Below are 14,938 nucleotides of genomic sequence, written 5' to 3' on the forward strand. Positions count from 1 at the left end.
TCAGTGCCTCGCCTTGGCCAGCACCCAGGCCGGGATCGGCTTGAGCCCCTTCACCAGGCCCAGCGCGGCCATGACGCGCAGGCCATACCAGCTGATGTCGATCTCCCACCAGTGGAAGCCCTGGCGCGCGGTGCCGGGGAAGAAATGATGGTTGTTGTGCCAGCCCTCGCCGAAGGTCAGCAGGGCAAGCCACAGGTTGTTGCGGCTGTCATCGCGGGTCTCGAAGCGGCGCCGGCCGAAGCGGTGCGCCAGCGAATTGATGGTGACCGTGGCATGGAACAGCACGACGGTGGAGATGAAGAAGCCCCAAACCAGCAGCTGCGGGCCGGAGGTATGCAACGCCGGGGCCACGCGCTCCAGTACCGCGCCGAGGCCGTACAGCGCAGCGGCCAGAACCACCGGAACCACGGTGTCGAACCGGTCCAGCCAGCGCAGCTCAGGGTACTTGGCCAGATCGGGAATGCGCTGCAGATCGGTGGCAAAGGCGCCGCGGGTGAGGAACCATCCCATGTGGCTGCGCCAGAATCCGCCCTGGCGTGGGGAATGCGGGTCCTGCGGTTGATCCGCGTGGCGGTGGTGATGGCGGTGGTGGGCTGCCCACCAGAGGGGGCCACGCTGCACGCTGGCGGCACCGATGACCGCGAACACGAACTGCACGGTGCGCGATGCCTCGAAGGTACGGTGAGAGAAGTAGCGGTGATAGAACGCGGTGATGGCGAACATCCTGATCGCGTACAGGAACACCGCGACCGCGACGGCCGTCCAGGACACGCCTACCCAGATCACCCCGAGGCAGGCCACATGCAGCAGCGCGAAGGGCAGGGCGCGCAGCCAGTCGATGCGGTCACCCTGGCCACCGTCGGCCGCCGCTTCGCTTCCGGCATCGGTATCGAACCAGCGCTGGAAGGTACGCAACAGGCGCGAACGTCTGCGGAGTGGAGGCGCTGCGGATGCCATGGACGGAAGCCCGAGGGAGTCGATTGCCTACCTCTACGTGTAGTAGTGCAGGTTGGATGCAGTGGATCGCATCCGTCTGTGTTTTCACTTGGTTGTCACAACGCAGCTCGATACCAGCGGTCGCTGCAGTTCATCGCGCCAGCGTTGCTCCGGTCGTTCCGTTGCGGGTGCCGAGAAGCGCACGGTCACCTGCGGATAATCGCCACGCGCATCGCGCAGATTGCTGGTGCCGCGGAACTCCAGCAGGCGGCGATCGGCATCGGCGTAGACCAGCGAAAGACGCGGCGCCACCGCCCCGAACCAGGTATCAAGGCGGACCTCCACCGCATGGGCGGCAAGCCCTTGCCAGCGCACCAGGCCGCGGTACTGCACCTGCACGGGATAGAAGCGCTGCCGCCCGGGGACCAGAAAGGGCAGGCTGACCGGCGTACCACCCAACAGCGTCTGCCAGTGGGCCCGTACGGCGGCATCGAAGCCGACGTCGATCACGGCATCCGCCGGTAGAGGCAGCTGCTTCGTTCGTGATGGCGAAGACCTGTCTTCCTTCCAGTCGACCTGCACCCCGTCGCGGCCGACCACCACGCGGGCCGCCTGGCCGCTGCGGGCGTCCTGCAGCACATAGCCCCGCGCCTGCAGCCGCGCGGCGGCGGGCATCTGCTTGCGGGCGAAGGGCTGCCCTGCAGGGCAGAGGTACTCCACCCAGCGCTCGCTGCCATCGCCGGCGCCGCGCTGCCAATGCACTTCGCGGTAGGCGGCGGTTCCATCGGGTAGGGTGGCAACGCCCTCCGAACGCAATAGCGGCGCCGCACCGGCGGCGCAGGGGGCAACCATCAACAACCAGGCAACACGCATCGGGGCGATCCATGGGAGGCTTGCCCGGCTGTACGGGCGGTGGCACCGGCTGGATGCACGCTGGCGCCCATCCGGGGTGCATCCAACCGGTGCTGCTGTGCGTAGAGACAAGGACTCCTCTTCACTCAACGGCTGCCCCCGCCGATGTACCGTCCACCCGCCAGCCCCTCTCTTTCCTTCGACACCGCGCGGATCGTGTCCAGTTCACAGCAGCCCAGCAACGAGCCGACGAACTGGAACGGCGAGATGGACGGCGTCGCCCGGCTGCGCGACCGTGACTGTTTCATGCGCATCTACGACCATTTCATGCCGCGCCTGTGCATCTACCTGCGCGGCCTTGGCGCACCTGCAGCGGTGGCCGAAGAGCTTGCCCAGGAGTGCCTGCTGCGGCTGTGGCTGCGCGCGGCCGAATTCGATCCTGCGCAGGGCGCGCTGAGCACCTGGCTGTACCGCATCGGCCGCAACCTGCACATCGACCGCGTGCGCCGCGAGCGCAGCTGGATGCAGGTGCAGGAGGCGGTGGAGGATGCTGCCGCTGGAGATGTCAGCGAACGCAGCAGCGCCGAGCAGTTTGCCGACCATGCCCGTCTGCGCCAGCGTATCAACGAGTTGCCGGCCACACAGGCGCGCCTGGTGCGGATGTCCTATTTCGAGGCCAAGAGCCACAGCGAGATCGCACAGGCGCTGGGCATGCCGCTGGGCACGGTCAAATCGCACCTGCGAAGGGCGTTCCTGCAATTGCAGTCGAAGGTCGGGGGTGCGTCATGAATCCGCACCACCACCTGCATGAGTCGACGTTGATGAGCTACGCCGCCGGTGCGCTGCCGACACCCCTGAGCATTGTCGCAGGCACGCATCTGGAACAGTGCCCGCACTGCCGCCAGCGCCTGCGCGAAGCGGAGGCCATCGGTGCCGCACTGCTGGAGCAGACCCAGCCGCCGGCAGCTGAGGCGCGGCGGGCAGGGCTGCGCGACGCAATGCTTGCGCAGCTCGGTGAGGACCATGCCGGCATCGTACCGAGCCCGCCGCGGTCGATGCCGCCGGAACGGCCCGAGGCCGACCCGGACCATCTGCCGAAGTCGCTGCATCCCTACTTTGGCGATTCGCTGGGTCGGCTGCACTGGCGCTGGATGGCCCCCGGTGTGCATTGCATCCGCGCCGAGCAGATGCCTTCGCTGATCATGCTGAAGATCGCGCCGGGCAAATGCCTGCCGATGCACAGCCACGGCCGCAGCGAGCTGACCCAGATCCTGCGAGGCTCCTACAATGATGCGCTCGGGTTGTTCGCGCCGGGCGATGTTGCAGACCTGGACGAGGACGTCGAGCACCAGCCGGTAACGGCGCCTGGTGTACCGTGCATCTGCGTTTCCGCGCTGGACGCGCCGCTGGTGTTCAGTGGTTGGTTGGCCCGCAAAATCCAGCGCTTCGTCAAACTCTAGCCTTCTTCAAGGTCAACGCATGCACGAAACACGCCCGCTGCGGATTCTGCTGGCCGGTGCAACTGGACTGGTCGGGCAGGGCGTTGCCCGTGCCTGCCTCGCTTCGCCGCAGGTTGCGCGGACCGCAGCCCTGGTCCGTAGCAAGGCCGGGCTCGATGCTCGAATCGAGCAGATCGTGCTGGCGGATTTCCAGCAGGCCCGCAACGTGAGCCCGCAGTTGTCCGGATTCGATGCCTGTTTCTACTGCGCCGGCGCGCCACCGGTCGGCACCGCCGAGGATGAGTATCGGAAGGTGACGCTCGATGCCACTCTGGCTGTGGCTGCAGCGTGGGCGGAAGCGAATCCGGACGGCCGGTTCCTGTATGTCTCTGGCGCCCACGCCAATCCACACAGCCGGATCATGCCGCTGCGCATCAAGGGCGAGACCGAGGCCGCGCTGGCGCAGCTCGCGGTGCGCACCGTCATGCTGCGTCCAGCCGGGGTACGCCCGGTGGCGGGAACCGGCACCCGTCATGCGGCATTGAAGCCGCTGTACCGCTTCGGCGGCCCCTTGATGGCGGCGGCGGGCCGCGTCCTGCCTTCGCTGGTGACCAGCAACGAGGCCATCGGCCGCGCGATGATCGTGCTGGCGACGATGCCGGACCCGCCAGCAGTGCTGGAATGTGCGCAGATCAATCGACTGGGTTCTGCTTCCGCAGGCTGAGGACCGTGGTGCACATCTGCTGCACATCGCGGCAACTACAGTCGAGGCTCCTCCTTCTGTGACGCATCGACGTGAACCTGCAGCCATCGTCCTCTCCGCTTCGCCCCTCGCGTCCAGTGCCTGACAACGGCCGTTTCGACCTGCTGGATGTCAACGCGCTGCAGGATCCCGGCAGCGGCCGCATCGTCCATCTCTACTCGCTGGTGGCGCGCTGCCTGTCCTGCGAACTGGTGTTCAAGGCGCAGGAAGGCGATGGACTGGTCAGCACCTCTGCCGCACGCGTACTGCGTTGTCCGACCGGCTGCGGCGAGCAGGCTTTCAGGGGCAGCGTGCTGCGCCAGTGGCGGCAGGCGCCACACGCTCTGTAAGCATTGCCCGGCTAAAGCACGCCCGGATTGGTCTGCCACACGGCGAAGTTGAGCGCGCTGGCGAACGCCACCCATGCCAGGTAAGGCAGCAGCAGCCACGCCGCTGCCGGACGCACGCGATGGAAGGCGACCACCGTGGCCACGATCAGCACCAGCAACAGCAGGATGTCCGCAAACGCCAGCGCTCCCTGCTTCCAGCCGAAGAACAACCAGCTCCACAACACGTTGAGGGCCAGCTGCAGCAGGTAGAGCACCAGCGCAGGCGTGGCCGCGCGCCATCCGCCCTGGCGCCAGACCAGCCACGCGGCCAGCGCCATCAGCGCGTACAGCACCGTCCACACCGGACCGAACACGCTGGCAGGCGGCGCCCATGCAGGCAACGTGAGGCCTGCGTAGAAGTCCGCCGCAGAAATAGAGGCGCGAGCACCCAGCGCGGCAGCCAGAAAAGTAACCACGGCCCAGCCCAGAAGACCAACAACCTGCCTGCGGACATTCATGGTGTATCTCCTCCTGCACTGCCACCGGTTGTGACAGCGCGTTGTACGCAGTTGCGTCGCGACTGGATGCAGGCGCCCGGTCAGTCGGCTGTGCCACCGGTGCCAGACTGCGCAGGGGCTGGCAACAACGCAGGCCGACCGTCGAACCACTCCCGCGCGCCGGCCAGATGCCATTGCCGGCGCTGGCCATCCAGTTCGATGCCGGCGCCCAGCAGGCCCCAGCGCAGGTAGAGGTCGCCGCGCTTGCGCTGGTCCAGCAGATCCAGCCGCGCACGCAGCGAAAGACGCTCGTTTTCCGCTTGCAGCCCATCCAGCACCAGATGCCCGGCCCGCCAGCGCAGTCGGGTATGCGCGTCCACCTGGCCGGAATCGAGCAGGGACAATGCCCAGCGCGGGTAATCGCTGCGCTCGGCGAACAGCGCCAGCAACGGGCCGGCGTCGCGCATGGCAAGGTCCGCACGTGCGTCCACCTGGAAGGGGGACTGCGCATCGATGTCGCCGCGGGCGATGGTGACACGGCCCCACCACGGTTGTGGTCGCTGCTGGTCACCGACCTGTACGTTGCGCAGTTCGATCACGCTTCCGCCCAGATCGAACCGGCGCTGGCTGAAATCGCCACGCTTCAGCCTGCCATCCACGCGCGCGTCGCCCTGCAGGTCGAGCCCCGCCACCTGCAGCCGTGCGCGTTGACTGCGCAGGCGCACGCTGCCGTTGCCGACCCGGCCCTGGGTATCAAGCTGAGCATCGCCGCTCACCCGGCCGGCGCCTCCCAGCAGCCGCACCTGGCCGTTGCCCAGGTAGCGGTTGTAGGCGGTGAGGTCTGGAATGGTTGCGTCGTCGAAGCGCAGCTGCGCACGCACACCCTTGCGCAGCTCGCGCAGGCGCCCGTCACCGGTCAGTGTCAGCGCCAGGTCGCGCCCATCGAACAGCGTGGCACCTTTGGGGTTGCCCGCACGGGCATTGAACGTGGGAAGCTTCACTGCCAGCACGGCGCGCGTCGGCGTGCCGGCCTGCAGTTGCCCATGCGCGCTGGCCGTTCCCTGCATGTGCACGCCGGCGACCTCGGCCACCGCCCGCGCCGCGGGAATATCGACGCTGCTGCCGGCGGCCAGCTCGCCGTTCTGCAGGCGCAGGTCCGCGCGCAGCACGCCGCCGCCCTGCAGCTGGAACCAGGGCTTCTGCACGAACAGTGCGGGAATCCAGTTGAGCGAGGTGAAGGTCCATTCGCCCTTGACCGTGCCGGAGGTGCGCCCCAGCACCTCGCTGGGATCCTCAAATGGAAGGTGTCGCCCGGCAATGATCAGATCCGCGTCCAGTGCAGCACCGGTGCCATCGCGCTGCGGCAATCGCGCCTGCAGACGGATATCGCGAGCGGCATCCAGCTGTATCGCCAGCGTTCCACGGTCCGGTGCGCCGGCCCCTACCTGCAACGGAACCCGCCAGACGGCATGGCTGCCTGGCTGCAGCGCGCCCTGGTCAAGGGTAAGCGAGGCCTGCAGCTGCCCCGGTACGGCGGCGCTGGCAACGGCGGGTCGTTGCGTGTCCGTATCCAGGCGCAACCCCTGGCTGCGCGCCTGTACCTCCAGCACTGCGTGCAGCAGGCCCAGCTTTTCCAGGCCCGGCGCTTGGTCACGGTAGTGCCGTGGATAGGAGAACTGCGACTTCAACTGCATGTCGCCGAGCAGCTGGGTGCCATCAATGCTCACATCGGCATCCGCGAAAGCCACCTCCGAGTCCAGCAGCTCCGATGGCCCGCCGCGCAGCTGCTTGACGAAGCCGACCGTGCCGCTGCCTTCGCCGACGATCAACAATTTGCCGGCGCGGAAGCTGCGGATGCTCTCACTATGAATGGCATCGAATCGCAACGTCCAGCCGCGATCGCCGCGCGGAGGTGAGGGGATCGCCTCATCCACCCGCGCGATCTCGGCGGCTACACCGGTCGCGTGCAGCGACGGCACCCGCACCTCGCGCTGAAACAGTGGCAACAACGCCAGACGCGCACTGGCCCGGTCTGCGCGCAGCACATACACCGTGCGATTGACGTGGCCGCGCATCTGCACGTTCCAGGCGATCACATGGCCCGGCAGCAGCGTGATCGCGGGCCCGGTGGTCATCACGAACTTGTGCGGCTTGCGATTGGTGACCTGATCGAACAGCGGCGTGTTGAGAAAGACATTGCCCGCGAGCAGGTACAGCAGATACAGGCCCAGCAGATAAGGCAGGAGCTTGCGGGCATGGTGGAGCCATCGCTGCGGGCGGGCGAGGGAGCGGGGCATGGACCCTCGGCAGGGAATGGGATGGCCATCACTATCGTGGATGCTGCTGCGGCGCGATGTGAACGTGCCGCGCGCCCTGCGCCCTATAATCAGCGAGTCTCTGTTCAAGGAGGTCACGGCATGAATGCCCAGACCAGCAAGGAAGGCGCAACCCCGGATGCGCCACGCGATGCCGCCGCGGCGTCATTCGATCCGACTTACACCTCGGCCAACAGCGAGGTCCGCGCTGCCGCCGGCGGTTACTCGGTCACGTTGAACGAGGGCGATGGGGCGTTGAAGGTGGGCGCCGAGCAGAAACGCGCAGCGTCCAGTCTTGCATCGCAGTTCCAGGGCACGTCGCTGAACATGGCCGGCAGCCCGACAGCCGACGGTGGCAGGGACTACCTGCTGACGATGGAGTCGGTGGTCGGTGCAAGCGTGAAAAGTGCCGGCTTCCAGGACACCAGCAGCACCGGCGTACGCGGGCGCTACAGGGTCAGCCTGCCCAGCGACGCGGTGGACGTCGATCCCACCCGCATCAATCCTTTCGATCCGCAGACCATTCCCAACGGTGGCAGCGTCACCCTGGATGGCCAGCAGTTCACTGGAACTGCACTGGAAGGCAGTTTCCGCAACATCGCCATGCAGAGCCAGACGACCGAGGCTAGCGGTGCCAGCTACCGCGTGGATCGCCTGGATGATGGCCGGGTGCGCGTCACCACCGGGCCGAACGAGGCGGTCGAAGCCTTCAACGGCATGGGATTCACTGCAGGCAGGTTCAGCGCGATCGCCGGTCGCCAGGACGCGCTCGGCCATTCGGCCGTCCGCACTGCGACCTTCGACATCAATCAACCCGAAGGCCGCCTGGCCTATGAACAGTTCATCGACAACGGCACGCTGAACAGCCAGACCGCGGGCGTGCAGGATCTGGCCACGGTCGAGCGGCTGGGAATGAGTTCGCAGACGCGGCTGAAGGTCGGCTACGGCGACACGTTTGGCATGGATCTGGCGGGTGCTCGCAACAGCGGTGATGTGGTGCAGGTCAGTCGCGAAGACGGCAGCCGCACCGAGCTGCGCAGCGTGCAGTACAACGGCAACCTGCCTGCATCCCGGATCAGCGCTTACGGCGCCGATGGCCAGGAGGATACGGCGCAGCGCCGCTACGAATTCACCTTCGACCTGCGCGGGAATGCGCAGGGCGAACAGATTGCCGGCATGGTCAACGCGGCGCTGTCCGGCGACCCTGCCGGTGATCGCGGGCCGATGAAGGCCGGCGAACTGAATACCCTGAGCTTCAGCGAGGCCCAGATGCGCACGCTGATGGAGCGCACCCAGTCGATGGTCAAGGACAACCCGATGCTGGGGCCATCGTGGCAGGTGCTTGCAGAGGACGGCAGCGGCAAGCCGCAGCAGGACGTGGACGCCTTCGCCCTGGGGCTGGCGCGCAACCAGGGGCAATCCACCTACGGCATGGCCGAGCGCATGTTCCACATCGCCGCGGCTGGCGGCAAGGATCTTCAGAAGATCGACGCTGGCGTTCAGGGCGAGCACCTGCAGTCACTTGCGCCGCCGTCACCGCTGCTGCTCCGGCAGGACCCCCGGCACACTTCCAGCCCGGACCATGGCATGTGGCTGCAGAGCCAAGGCGCGGTCAGCAGCCTCGACCAGGCGATGGGGCGACAGCCGGATGAAATGAGCGAACGCCTTGGCATGGCACTGCTGGTAGCGGCCAAGGACAAGGGCATGCAGCGGATCGACGAGGCCGTGCTCAGTGACGACGGCAGGTATGCATTTGCGGTGCAGGGCCAGCCGCACGCCGCGGATCGACAGATCGCCCGCACCGAGACCGCGCAGGCGGTGGCGACGCCGGTCAGCGAGCATGTGCGTGAACTGCAGGAGCAGACGCAGTCGGCAGCGGCCCAGCAGCCAAGCCCGCAGCAGGAGCGGGAACAGGAGCAGTCTGCGCGTGAGCAGTCGGCCCGAGTCATGGCGCACTGAGTTGAGCGTTGGCGCAGGGGTGAACATCCCTGCGCCAATCCGCAGCGGAATCTGCCTCGGGTACACGCCGCTGCGCGGACGTCGACCAGGGGATTGACCCCGCAGGCGGCACGGCTCAGGCTAGGCCGCACCTATGGCCGCCCACTCCCCTCAGAGTCCGGAACTGCTGCGCCGCCTGCTGCGCGCAAAAGATCACATGGATCGGGCCAGCCATGAAGACTGGCCGGTGGCGCGGCTGGCACAGGTCAGTGCGGTCTCCACGGCCCATTTCGCGCGTTCCTTCAAGGAGGCGTTCGGAGTGCCGCCGCACCGCTATCTGCTCAGTCGACGCATCGAGCGCGCCGTCGCTCTGCTGCGCGATACCGACCTGCCGATCACCGAGATCGCGTTGCAGACCGGCTGGACCAGCCTGGGCACCTTCGGCCGGATCTTCCGCGACATCACCGGCGACAGCCCCGGCGCCATCCGCGACCGCCAGCGTGCAAGCGCCCCGGCGCAGGACCTGGTTCCCGAGTGCCACGCCCGTGCCGCGCAGCGTCCGGACCTGAAGATCGCAGTTTTGGAGAAGCGCCGCCGCGGCGGCCTTGTTAGCGTAGATCCCACCTGAGGGAGGATCCTATGACTGGCATGGTGAATGTGGTCGGCCTGTATGTGCATGACCAGGACGCAGCGCTCGATTTCTACGTCAACAAACTCGGCTTCCAGGTGCACACCGACGTGGGCAGCGGCGACTATCGCTGGCTGACGGTGCATTCGGGCGACGAGGGCGGTTTCCAGCTCGGGCTGTTCAAGCCGGGGCCGCCGGTGCACGACGCAGCCACTGCGCTGACCCTGCAGCAGATGGTGGCCAAGGGCGCGATGCCGCCGCTGGTGTTGGCGGTGGATGATTGCCGGGCCAGCTACAAACAACTGCAGGCCCGTGGCGTGGAATTCACCCAGGAGCCGGTGGAGCGCTACGGTGCGGTGGATGCCGGATTCCGTGATCCGTCCGGCAATGGCTGGAAGATGATCGAGCGCCCCGCGAGGAAGCCGCAGTGAGGGCCGGCGGCTGGGCGCGTCCCGTGCACCGCTGGACCTCGATCGTTTTCACCCTGGCGGTGATCGCCAACTTCGTGGCGCGCGGGATCGGGCAGGGCGAGCCCCCGGCGTGGATCACGTACTCGCCGCTGCCGCCGTTGTTCCTGCAGTTGTTCACGGGGCTGTATCTGTTTGCGCTGCACTACCGGCGCGGAGCTCTCGGTTCGCGCGCCGAGGCGGCACCTTGAGGCTGCCCGGCATAGGGTCACCGAGGCTGAGCCGGCGGGCGTGATGGGCCCGGCGGAGCGCACTCCGTCGGGCCGTTGGGTGCTCAGCTCAGATCGCAACCGCTGGGCAGCGGCCAGCTGGCGCTGGGCAGCATGTTCTTCAGCGACGCCGGTGCGTTGATCGCCACGTAGCTGGCGCCCAGCAACTCTTCCAGATCCGCGATGGTGACCAGATAGCTGTCCAGGCTGCCCAGTCCCGTTTCATTGGGAATGATCCAGCTGATGGCCTTGGCGGTGCCGGTGTTCGGATCCTTGGTGATGATCGTCTTCCAGAAGAATTCCGGGGTCGGAATGCCATGGCTGGACAGGAAATAGTCATTGGACGCATCGCCATAGACCACGCCGCCATAGACGTCGACCGGGGCAATGTCCCGATAGCACTCGGCCACGTTCTCGGCCTTCACCCAGATGCCCTGGTTGAAGCTGGAAACCTGCGGCACGATGTTGGTCATGTAGTTGGCGCGGCGGATGTAGGTGGTGTCGTAGTCCATGTGGTTGGACGTCACCAGGTGGCCGCGGTCATAGCCGGACTGCACGCTGGCATAGGAGGCGGTGCTGGTCTGGCCGAGGCAGCCGGCCGGCAGGTCCGGGTCCTTGTAGAAGCTGGACGGGCGGGCGGCCGAGCCGGTGTCGGCCACCAGTGTGTATTCGTATCGGGTCGCGCTGTGGATGCTGCAGTCATAGGTCAATACGAATCCGCCCTTGTTGAGGGTCACGACCTGGGCGTGTGCGGCACCGGCAAAGCTGCTGAAAACAAGGGCAAAGAAGAACGTGGCAAGGCGCATTGCGGATCTCCATGGGTATGGGCAAGGCGCAGCCGTCCACCACGGCAGGCCAGGCCTTTCCGTGTGAAGGACGATGCGGTGACAGGTATTGGGGACGCGACCCGGCCGTGGCCGGTACTGCCTGGGATCTCGACCGCGGAAGGGCACTAGGAATAGTGCTGCGGTGTCGTTAGCGTCATTTGTTGACGCCAGCAGGTCAACGACCAAAGTGCGAAGGTGTGGCTGCGCGCAAGCACTGGGCTCCTGTCAGATCAGGGCACCCATGCATGAAAAGAAGAGCTGCTAGTGGCGTGGCCGTTGCCTGGGCGAGACCTGCCTGCAGAGCGCTCGCCGATGATTAACGTGACGCATCACGAGTGAGCGGCTCGATGCCCCGTAGCGGCCGCGCAGCGCTGGCGCTATGCTCGCCCGAAAAAGGGCATACGCAGATGAAATGGACTTCCATCGCGGCCGCAGCACTCTGCGCGCTACCCATGAGCGGTTGCACCTCCTACTTGGCCAGACCCGATATCCCGCTCGCCACAGACGAGGGCATGGTGGTGATGTCGATGAACTGCCAAAGCAACATCAACTACGTCACCCTCTTTCCCAGCGGCGCGGATTCCGGCGGCGCATTTGCCGAGAGGCGCAGTGACTTCGATGTGGGCTGCAAGGCGGGACTGGTGTCCTTGCGGATGAAGGCAGGGCGGCACTACATCGGCCACCTTATCGAACATGGCTACGGCTTCATGGGTCTGGTGAAGGAAGGTGAGGCGCTCGTTTTCGATGTTCAGCCCGGCGTGATCACCTACGTCGGCGAGATCATCGTGTTCGGGCTGTACAGCCACGCCGGCAACAGCGATCGCTGGGTGTCGGTACGCAACCGCGAAGCCGAATCCCGACGCCTTCTCGAAGAGAAGCAGGGATGGCTGCTCGCGCGGTATCCCTTCCGACGCCAGCTGGCCGTTCCCGCGCAGGGCGCACCGTCCAGCGACGCGCTCGAAGAAGAGTTGAGAGCCTGCGGCGAAAAGTGCAACGCGTACCTCGCACCACCATTGCAGATGCGGTAGTCCCCGCGTGACACCCAGCATTTCAACGGAACCTGGAAAATGAAGCGAATCATTGCGGCGGCAGTGCTGCTGATGCTGTCTACAACGGCCTGCGCGGGTATCGAGAACATGAAGGAATCGAAGAAGCTCAAGCCGGACGAAGGGATTCTGGTCACTTCGGTCACCTGCGCAGATCAGATCAACTTCGTGCAGCTCTACCTGTCTGGAAATACGTCGACCGGCTTCTGGGGGCCGTACAGGTTCGATGCCGTAGCCACCTGCGCAAAGGGCCTGAAGACCCGCCCCATCAAGGCTGGCCGCTACTACATCGGCTGGGTTGGCATCGGGCAGCAGGGCATCGCCATTGCCGAGCCCCAGGCAGTCAGCTTCACGATCGAGGCGGGCAAGCTCAACTACATCGGTGATATCTACGTTGGCGACGTTTCACCCTTCCGCGTGGACACCGAGACACTGTTGCGGATAACGGGCAATCTGGTCAGCGTCATTGATCGGGAGGCACAGGCGAGAGCCGCCCTGGCTGCCGATCACGCCTGGTTGCTCGCACGCCATGAATTTGTCAGCGCTCCCGCAGTGCCCCCGCCGGCAGAAGAAGAGGGCGGGCAGCATCTGGTCACGCCTTGATGTCAATGGCTCACGCGGGAAAGCTGGCAGAGGCCGATCTGCACGCAACGGCCATCCATTCTTGACGCCGCCTTGGCGCCGGGCGTGGATACTGCCGCCGTCGCATGCTGAGGAGGACTCAAAATGGGTAGCGCCGAGACCATCAGGACGCCACGCATCCTGCGCGTGGAGGTGATGCCGCTGGACTGCGGGGAAACTGCGGTGGTGGTGGAGTTGGCATCGGCTCCGGGCAGAGCCTGGGAAAAGACGTTGAAGCGTGTCCTTGCTGAAGCAGAGGGGCTTGAATCGGCCCAGTCGCGCTGCGATGGCCGCTTCGTCTACATCATCGGTATCGAACCCGGTGGTCGTGGCACGCTTCATCGCGTGAACCAGGTTCTCGCCGCCACCCACGAGCGCGTTGCGCCGTCGAGCAGACATTGCATGCCCTTGCGGCAGCAGCCCGCAGGCATCGTGGCCAGTACCACCAGCACCTGAGCAGCCCGCAACGCCTGACAACGCTGGCGTGATGGATGTCAGGGGATGGAGTGGACGTAGTGGATTACGAAAGGTGCCGGGGTAGCGACCTTACCGTTCACCTAGAGCAGTTGCAGATCGCAGAGCTGCAGGCGGAGGCATGCAGTCGACGAAGCGCGCGTTGCTGACGGCTTGGTGGGCGCCGCATTTTCCGCAGGTCAGCAGCGTACCCCCGCTTACACGCTGGACGCCGGCTTCAGTGCGGGACACGTGGTGGCATTGGTTGCAGCGAAAGGTGATCGAGCTGACCTGATCGGGGCCGCCCATTGCGTCGGCCGCGTAATCCACTGAAAAGACGTAGAAGAGTCCGGTATCGGGCATGGAGCAGACCTCTCTGGTAGCGGTGCAAACATGCCACTGCTCAAGCGCTGTCGGCGTGAATCCACGTCAGGTCGAGTTTCACATCTCGTTGAAAACGCCTGATCCAGGCCGCCGCGACGGTGTTCTGTCGCGGCGGCTTTTCCTTTGAACGCCCCATGGCGCCAGCATGGGATCGAGCACCCTTACGGCAAGCTGAGGGTCGTCCTTTTGGAGCTCAACGCTTTGCAGGAGGCTGTGGCGGGGCATCCTTTCCGTCGTTGGCGTCCGTTCCCGATGCCTGGTCCTCGGAGGCTGCGGTCCCGCTGCCGCCGCCAGGCACGTTGCGCGCCGGCTCGCTGCCCGTTGGTGCGGTTTGCCGAACCGCATCGGCATGCTGTGCCTGATCGGTCCGTTCGGCCTGGTCGCAGGCCGACAATGCCATCACCGCCACGGCACAGAACAGTAGTACCCGCATGGCCAGACTCCAGAGTGGAAAACCCCCTTGTTTCTAGCGCTGAGCGCGTTCTCCGGGCGTGACGGGATCGCGTTGCCACCAACGAAAATCCACCGCCTCTGGCGCTGAAAGGGAGCGCACGTGGCCCTTGTATCGCCCCTCCCACTCACCCCGCGACGACGAGCAGGTGCGTTACAGTTTCACCTGTAGGTGCCCCCCGCGTCGCGGTCCGGGGCAGCCGAAGAAGTGACGCATCAGGAGTCCACATCATGAGTGTTCCCGAGGGATTGGAAGGGAGTGGGCAAGGCCTGACGCGCAGAACCTTCCTGCTGGCAGTCGGCTCGGCTTCGTTGCTGGTGGCCTGCAACGGCAAGGTGCCAGCAACCGCTGTCAGTGCCGCCCCTGCAAAGCCGGCGGACGGGCGCTTTCTGCAGTTGTCGCAGGCGCTGACGGGCAAGATCGATCTCGATCCGGCGACCGCCGGCCGCATCGAAGCCGCATTCGCCAAGCTGCATCCCGAGATGCACGCCCGGTTCCCGGCACTCGCGGCCAAGGCGCAACAGGCACAAGGCCCTGAAGCACTGCTGGCTGCGGCTGGTGACGCACGGCCCACAGCGCTGGCCATCATCACTGCCTGGTACACCGGCAGCGTCGGCAAGGGCCCGCAGGCCATCACCGTTTCCTATCGCGACGCGCTGATGCAGCGTCCGGTGGACGATGGTCTGTTCCCGCCGACCTACGCACAAGGTGGCCCTGCGTGGTGGACGGCTGCGCCGCCGCCGACGGTACGAGCGCACGGCTGAGCCAGCGCTTCCATCTCTTTCCCGTAATTGATCTGGATTC

Annotated in this window: 17 protein-coding genes; 12 read left to right on the forward strand and 5 right to left on the reverse strand. The window is 66.0% G+C overall.

Annotated elements, in window-relative coordinates; translation table 11 throughout:
- Positions 1–957 (reverse strand): acyl-CoA desaturase, encoded by a 957-nt coding sequence (locus AC27VL_RS00850; protein ID WP_488765299.1) that lies wholly within the window; start codon positions 955–957, stop codon positions 1–3.
- A gap of 84 nt (positions 958–1,041) precedes the next feature.
- On the reverse strand, positions 1,042–1,809 hold the full coding sequence (locus AC27VL_RS00855) for a hypothetical protein (RefSeq protein WP_100552587.1): 768 nt from the start codon (positions 1,807–1,809) through the stop codon (positions 1,042–1,044).
- A gap of 144 nt (positions 1,810–1,953) precedes the next feature.
- On the opposite strand from AC27VL_RS00855, the gene AC27VL_RS00860 reads away from it, so the two are divergent.
- The 4 genes from AC27VL_RS00860 (at position 1,954) to AC27VL_RS00875 (ending at position 4,319) form a co-directional block, all read left to right on the forward strand.
- The gene (locus AC27VL_RS00860) at positions 1,954–2,577 is read left to right on the forward strand and encodes a sigma-70 family RNA polymerase sigma factor (protein WP_089235738.1); all 624 of its coding nucleotides are present in this window, start codon (positions 1,954–1,956) and stop codon (positions 2,575–2,577) included.
- On the forward strand, positions 2,574–3,248 hold the full coding sequence (locus tag AC27VL_RS00865) for a ChrR family anti-sigma-E factor (RefSeq protein WP_488765300.1): 675 nt from the start codon (positions 2,574–2,576) through the stop codon (positions 3,246–3,248). The genes AC27VL_RS00860 and AC27VL_RS00865 overlap by 4 nt, the downstream gene beginning before the upstream one ends.
- Positions 3,249–3,267: 19 nt before the next feature.
- On the forward strand, positions 3,268–3,951 hold the full coding sequence (locus AC27VL_RS00870) for an NAD(P)H-binding protein (RefSeq protein WP_488765301.1): 684 nt from the start codon (positions 3,268–3,270) through the stop codon (positions 3,949–3,951).
- 71 nt (positions 3,952–4,022) lie between these two features.
- On the forward strand, positions 4,023–4,319 hold the full coding sequence (locus AC27VL_RS00875; RefSeq protein WP_100552583.1) for a hypothetical protein: 297 nt from the start codon (positions 4,023–4,025) through the stop codon (positions 4,317–4,319).
- An 11-nt stretch (positions 4,320–4,330) separates the two neighbouring features.
- Here AC27VL_RS00875 and AC27VL_RS00880 read toward each other — a convergent pair whose 3' ends face one another.
- Both AC27VL_RS00880 and AC27VL_RS00885 read right to left on the reverse strand, forming a co-directional pair.
- Positions 4,331–4,816 (reverse strand): TspO/MBR family protein, encoded by a 486-nt coding sequence (locus tag AC27VL_RS00880; protein WP_100552582.1) that lies wholly within the window; start codon positions 4,814–4,816, stop codon positions 4,331–4,333.
- A gap of 80 nt (positions 4,817–4,896) precedes the next feature.
- Positions 4,897–7,092, reverse strand: coding sequence for a hypothetical protein (locus AC27VL_RS00885; RefSeq protein WP_488765302.1), 2,196 nt, complete (start codon positions 7,090–7,092; stop codon positions 4,897–4,899).
- A gap of 120 nt (positions 7,093–7,212) precedes the next feature.
- On the opposite strand from AC27VL_RS00885, the gene AC27VL_RS00890 reads away from it, so the two are divergent.
- The 4 genes from AC27VL_RS00890 (at position 7,213) to AC27VL_RS00905 (ending at position 10,334) form a co-directional block, all read left to right on the forward strand.
- Positions 7,213–9,069: an XVIPCD domain-containing protein gene (locus tag AC27VL_RS00890; protein WP_488765303.1), complete on the forward strand. Its 1,857-nt coding sequence runs from the start codon at positions 7,213–7,215 to the stop codon at positions 9,067–9,069.
- Between the two features lie 133 nt (positions 9,070–9,202).
- Positions 9,203–9,676, forward strand: a complete 474-nt coding sequence (locus AC27VL_RS00895) for a helix-turn-helix domain-containing protein (protein ID WP_488765304.1) — start codon at positions 9,203–9,205, stop codon at positions 9,674–9,676.
- 11 nt (positions 9,677–9,687) lie between these two features.
- Positions 9,688–10,107: a VOC family protein gene (locus AC27VL_RS00900; protein ID WP_100552579.1), complete on the forward strand. Its 420-nt coding sequence runs from the start codon at positions 9,688–9,690 to the stop codon at positions 10,105–10,107.
- A complete protein-coding gene (locus AC27VL_RS00905) occupies positions 10,104–10,334 on the forward strand; it encodes a hypothetical protein (protein WP_100552578.1) in 231 nt (76 codons plus the stop codon). The genes AC27VL_RS00900 and AC27VL_RS00905 overlap by 4 nt, the downstream gene beginning before the upstream one ends.
- Before the next feature lie 83 nt (positions 10,335–10,417).
- On the opposite strand, the gene AC27VL_RS00910 is transcribed toward AC27VL_RS00905, so the two are convergent.
- Complete coding sequence (locus AC27VL_RS00910; protein ID WP_205404209.1) at positions 10,418–11,158, reverse strand: DNA/RNA non-specific endonuclease; 741 nt, start codon at positions 11,156–11,158, stop codon at positions 10,418–10,420.
- A gap of 428 nt (positions 11,159–11,586) precedes the next feature.
- Between AC27VL_RS00910 and AC27VL_RS00915 the strand changes: the two genes are divergently transcribed.
- From AC27VL_RS00915 to AC27VL_RS00930, 4 genes are all read left to right on the forward strand, one after another.
- Positions 11,587–12,207 (forward strand): hypothetical protein, encoded by a 621-nt coding sequence (locus AC27VL_RS00915; RefSeq protein WP_488765305.1) that lies wholly within the window; start codon positions 11,587–11,589, stop codon positions 12,205–12,207.
- 39 nt (positions 12,208–12,246) lie between these two features.
- Positions 12,247–12,828, forward strand: coding sequence for a hypothetical protein (locus AC27VL_RS00920; RefSeq protein ID WP_488765306.1), 582 nt, complete (start codon positions 12,247–12,249; stop codon positions 12,826–12,828).
- Positions 12,829–12,951: 123 nt separating this feature from the next.
- Positions 12,952–13,302 (forward strand): hypothetical protein, encoded by a 351-nt coding sequence (locus tag AC27VL_RS00925; RefSeq protein ID WP_100552574.1) that lies wholly within the window; start codon positions 12,952–12,954, stop codon positions 13,300–13,302.
- Positions 13,303–14,364: 1,062 nt separating this feature from the next.
- Positions 14,365–14,898: a sugar dehydrogenase complex small subunit gene (locus AC27VL_RS00930; RefSeq protein ID WP_488765307.1), complete on the forward strand. Its 534-nt coding sequence runs from the start codon at positions 14,365–14,367 to the stop codon at positions 14,896–14,898.
- The last annotated feature ends 40 nt before the right edge of the window (positions 14,899–14,938 follow it).

The organism is Stenotrophomonas sp. 14P6.2.3 (assembly GCF_057799055.1).

Bases quoted from the DNA above. Each gene is read 5' to 3' on its own strand.
- AC27VL_RS00850 (WP_488765299.1), bottom strand. From the start codon at position 957: ATGGCATCCGCAGCGCCTCCACTCCGCAGACGTTCGCGCCTGTTGCGT.
- AC27VL_RS00855 (WP_100552587.1), bottom strand. From the start codon at position 1,809: ATGCGTGTTGCCTGGTTGTTGATGGTTGCCCCCTGCGCCGCCGGTGCG.
- AC27VL_RS00860 (WP_089235738.1), top strand. From the start codon at position 1,954: ATGTACCGTCCACCCGCCAGCCCCTCTCTTTCCTTCGACACCGCGCGG.
- AC27VL_RS00865 (WP_488765300.1), top strand. From the start codon at position 2,574: ATGAATCCGCACCACCACCTGCATGAGTCGACGTTGATGAGCTACGCC.
- AC27VL_RS00870 (WP_488765301.1), top strand. From the start codon at position 3,268: ATGCACGAAACACGCCCGCTGCGGATTCTGCTGGCCGGTGCAACTGGA.
- AC27VL_RS00880 (WP_100552582.1), bottom strand. From the start codon at position 4,816: ATGAATGTCCGCAGGCAGGTTGTTGGTCTTCTGGGCTGGGCCGTGGTT.
- AC27VL_RS00885 (WP_488765302.1), bottom strand. From the start codon at position 7,092: ATGCCCCGCTCCCTCGCCCGCCCGCAGCGATGGCTCCACCATGCCCGC.
- AC27VL_RS00890 (WP_488765303.1), top strand. From the start codon at position 7,213: ATGAATGCCCAGACCAGCAAGGAAGGCGCAACCCCGGATGCGCCACGC.
- AC27VL_RS00895 (WP_488765304.1), top strand. From the start codon at position 9,203: ATGGCCGCCCACTCCCCTCAGAGTCCGGAACTGCTGCGCCGCCTGCTG.
- AC27VL_RS00900 (WP_100552579.1), top strand. From the start codon at position 9,688: ATGACTGGCATGGTGAATGTGGTCGGCCTGTATGTGCATGACCAGGAC.
- AC27VL_RS00910 (WP_205404209.1), bottom strand. From the start codon at position 11,158: ATGCGCCTTGCCACGTTCTTCTTTGCCCTTGTTTTCAGCAGCTTTGCC.
- AC27VL_RS00915 (WP_488765305.1), top strand. From the start codon at position 11,587: ATGAAATGGACTTCCATCGCGGCCGCAGCACTCTGCGCGCTACCCATG.
- AC27VL_RS00920 (WP_488765306.1), top strand. From the start codon at position 12,247: ATGAAGCGAATCATTGCGGCGGCAGTGCTGCTGATGCTGTCTACAACG.
- AC27VL_RS00925 (WP_100552574.1), top strand. From the start codon at position 12,952: ATGGGTAGCGCCGAGACCATCAGGACGCCACGCATCCTGCGCGTGGAG.
- AC27VL_RS00930 (WP_488765307.1), top strand. From the start codon at position 14,365: ATGAGTGTTCCCGAGGGATTGGAAGGGAGTGGGCAAGGCCTGACGCGC.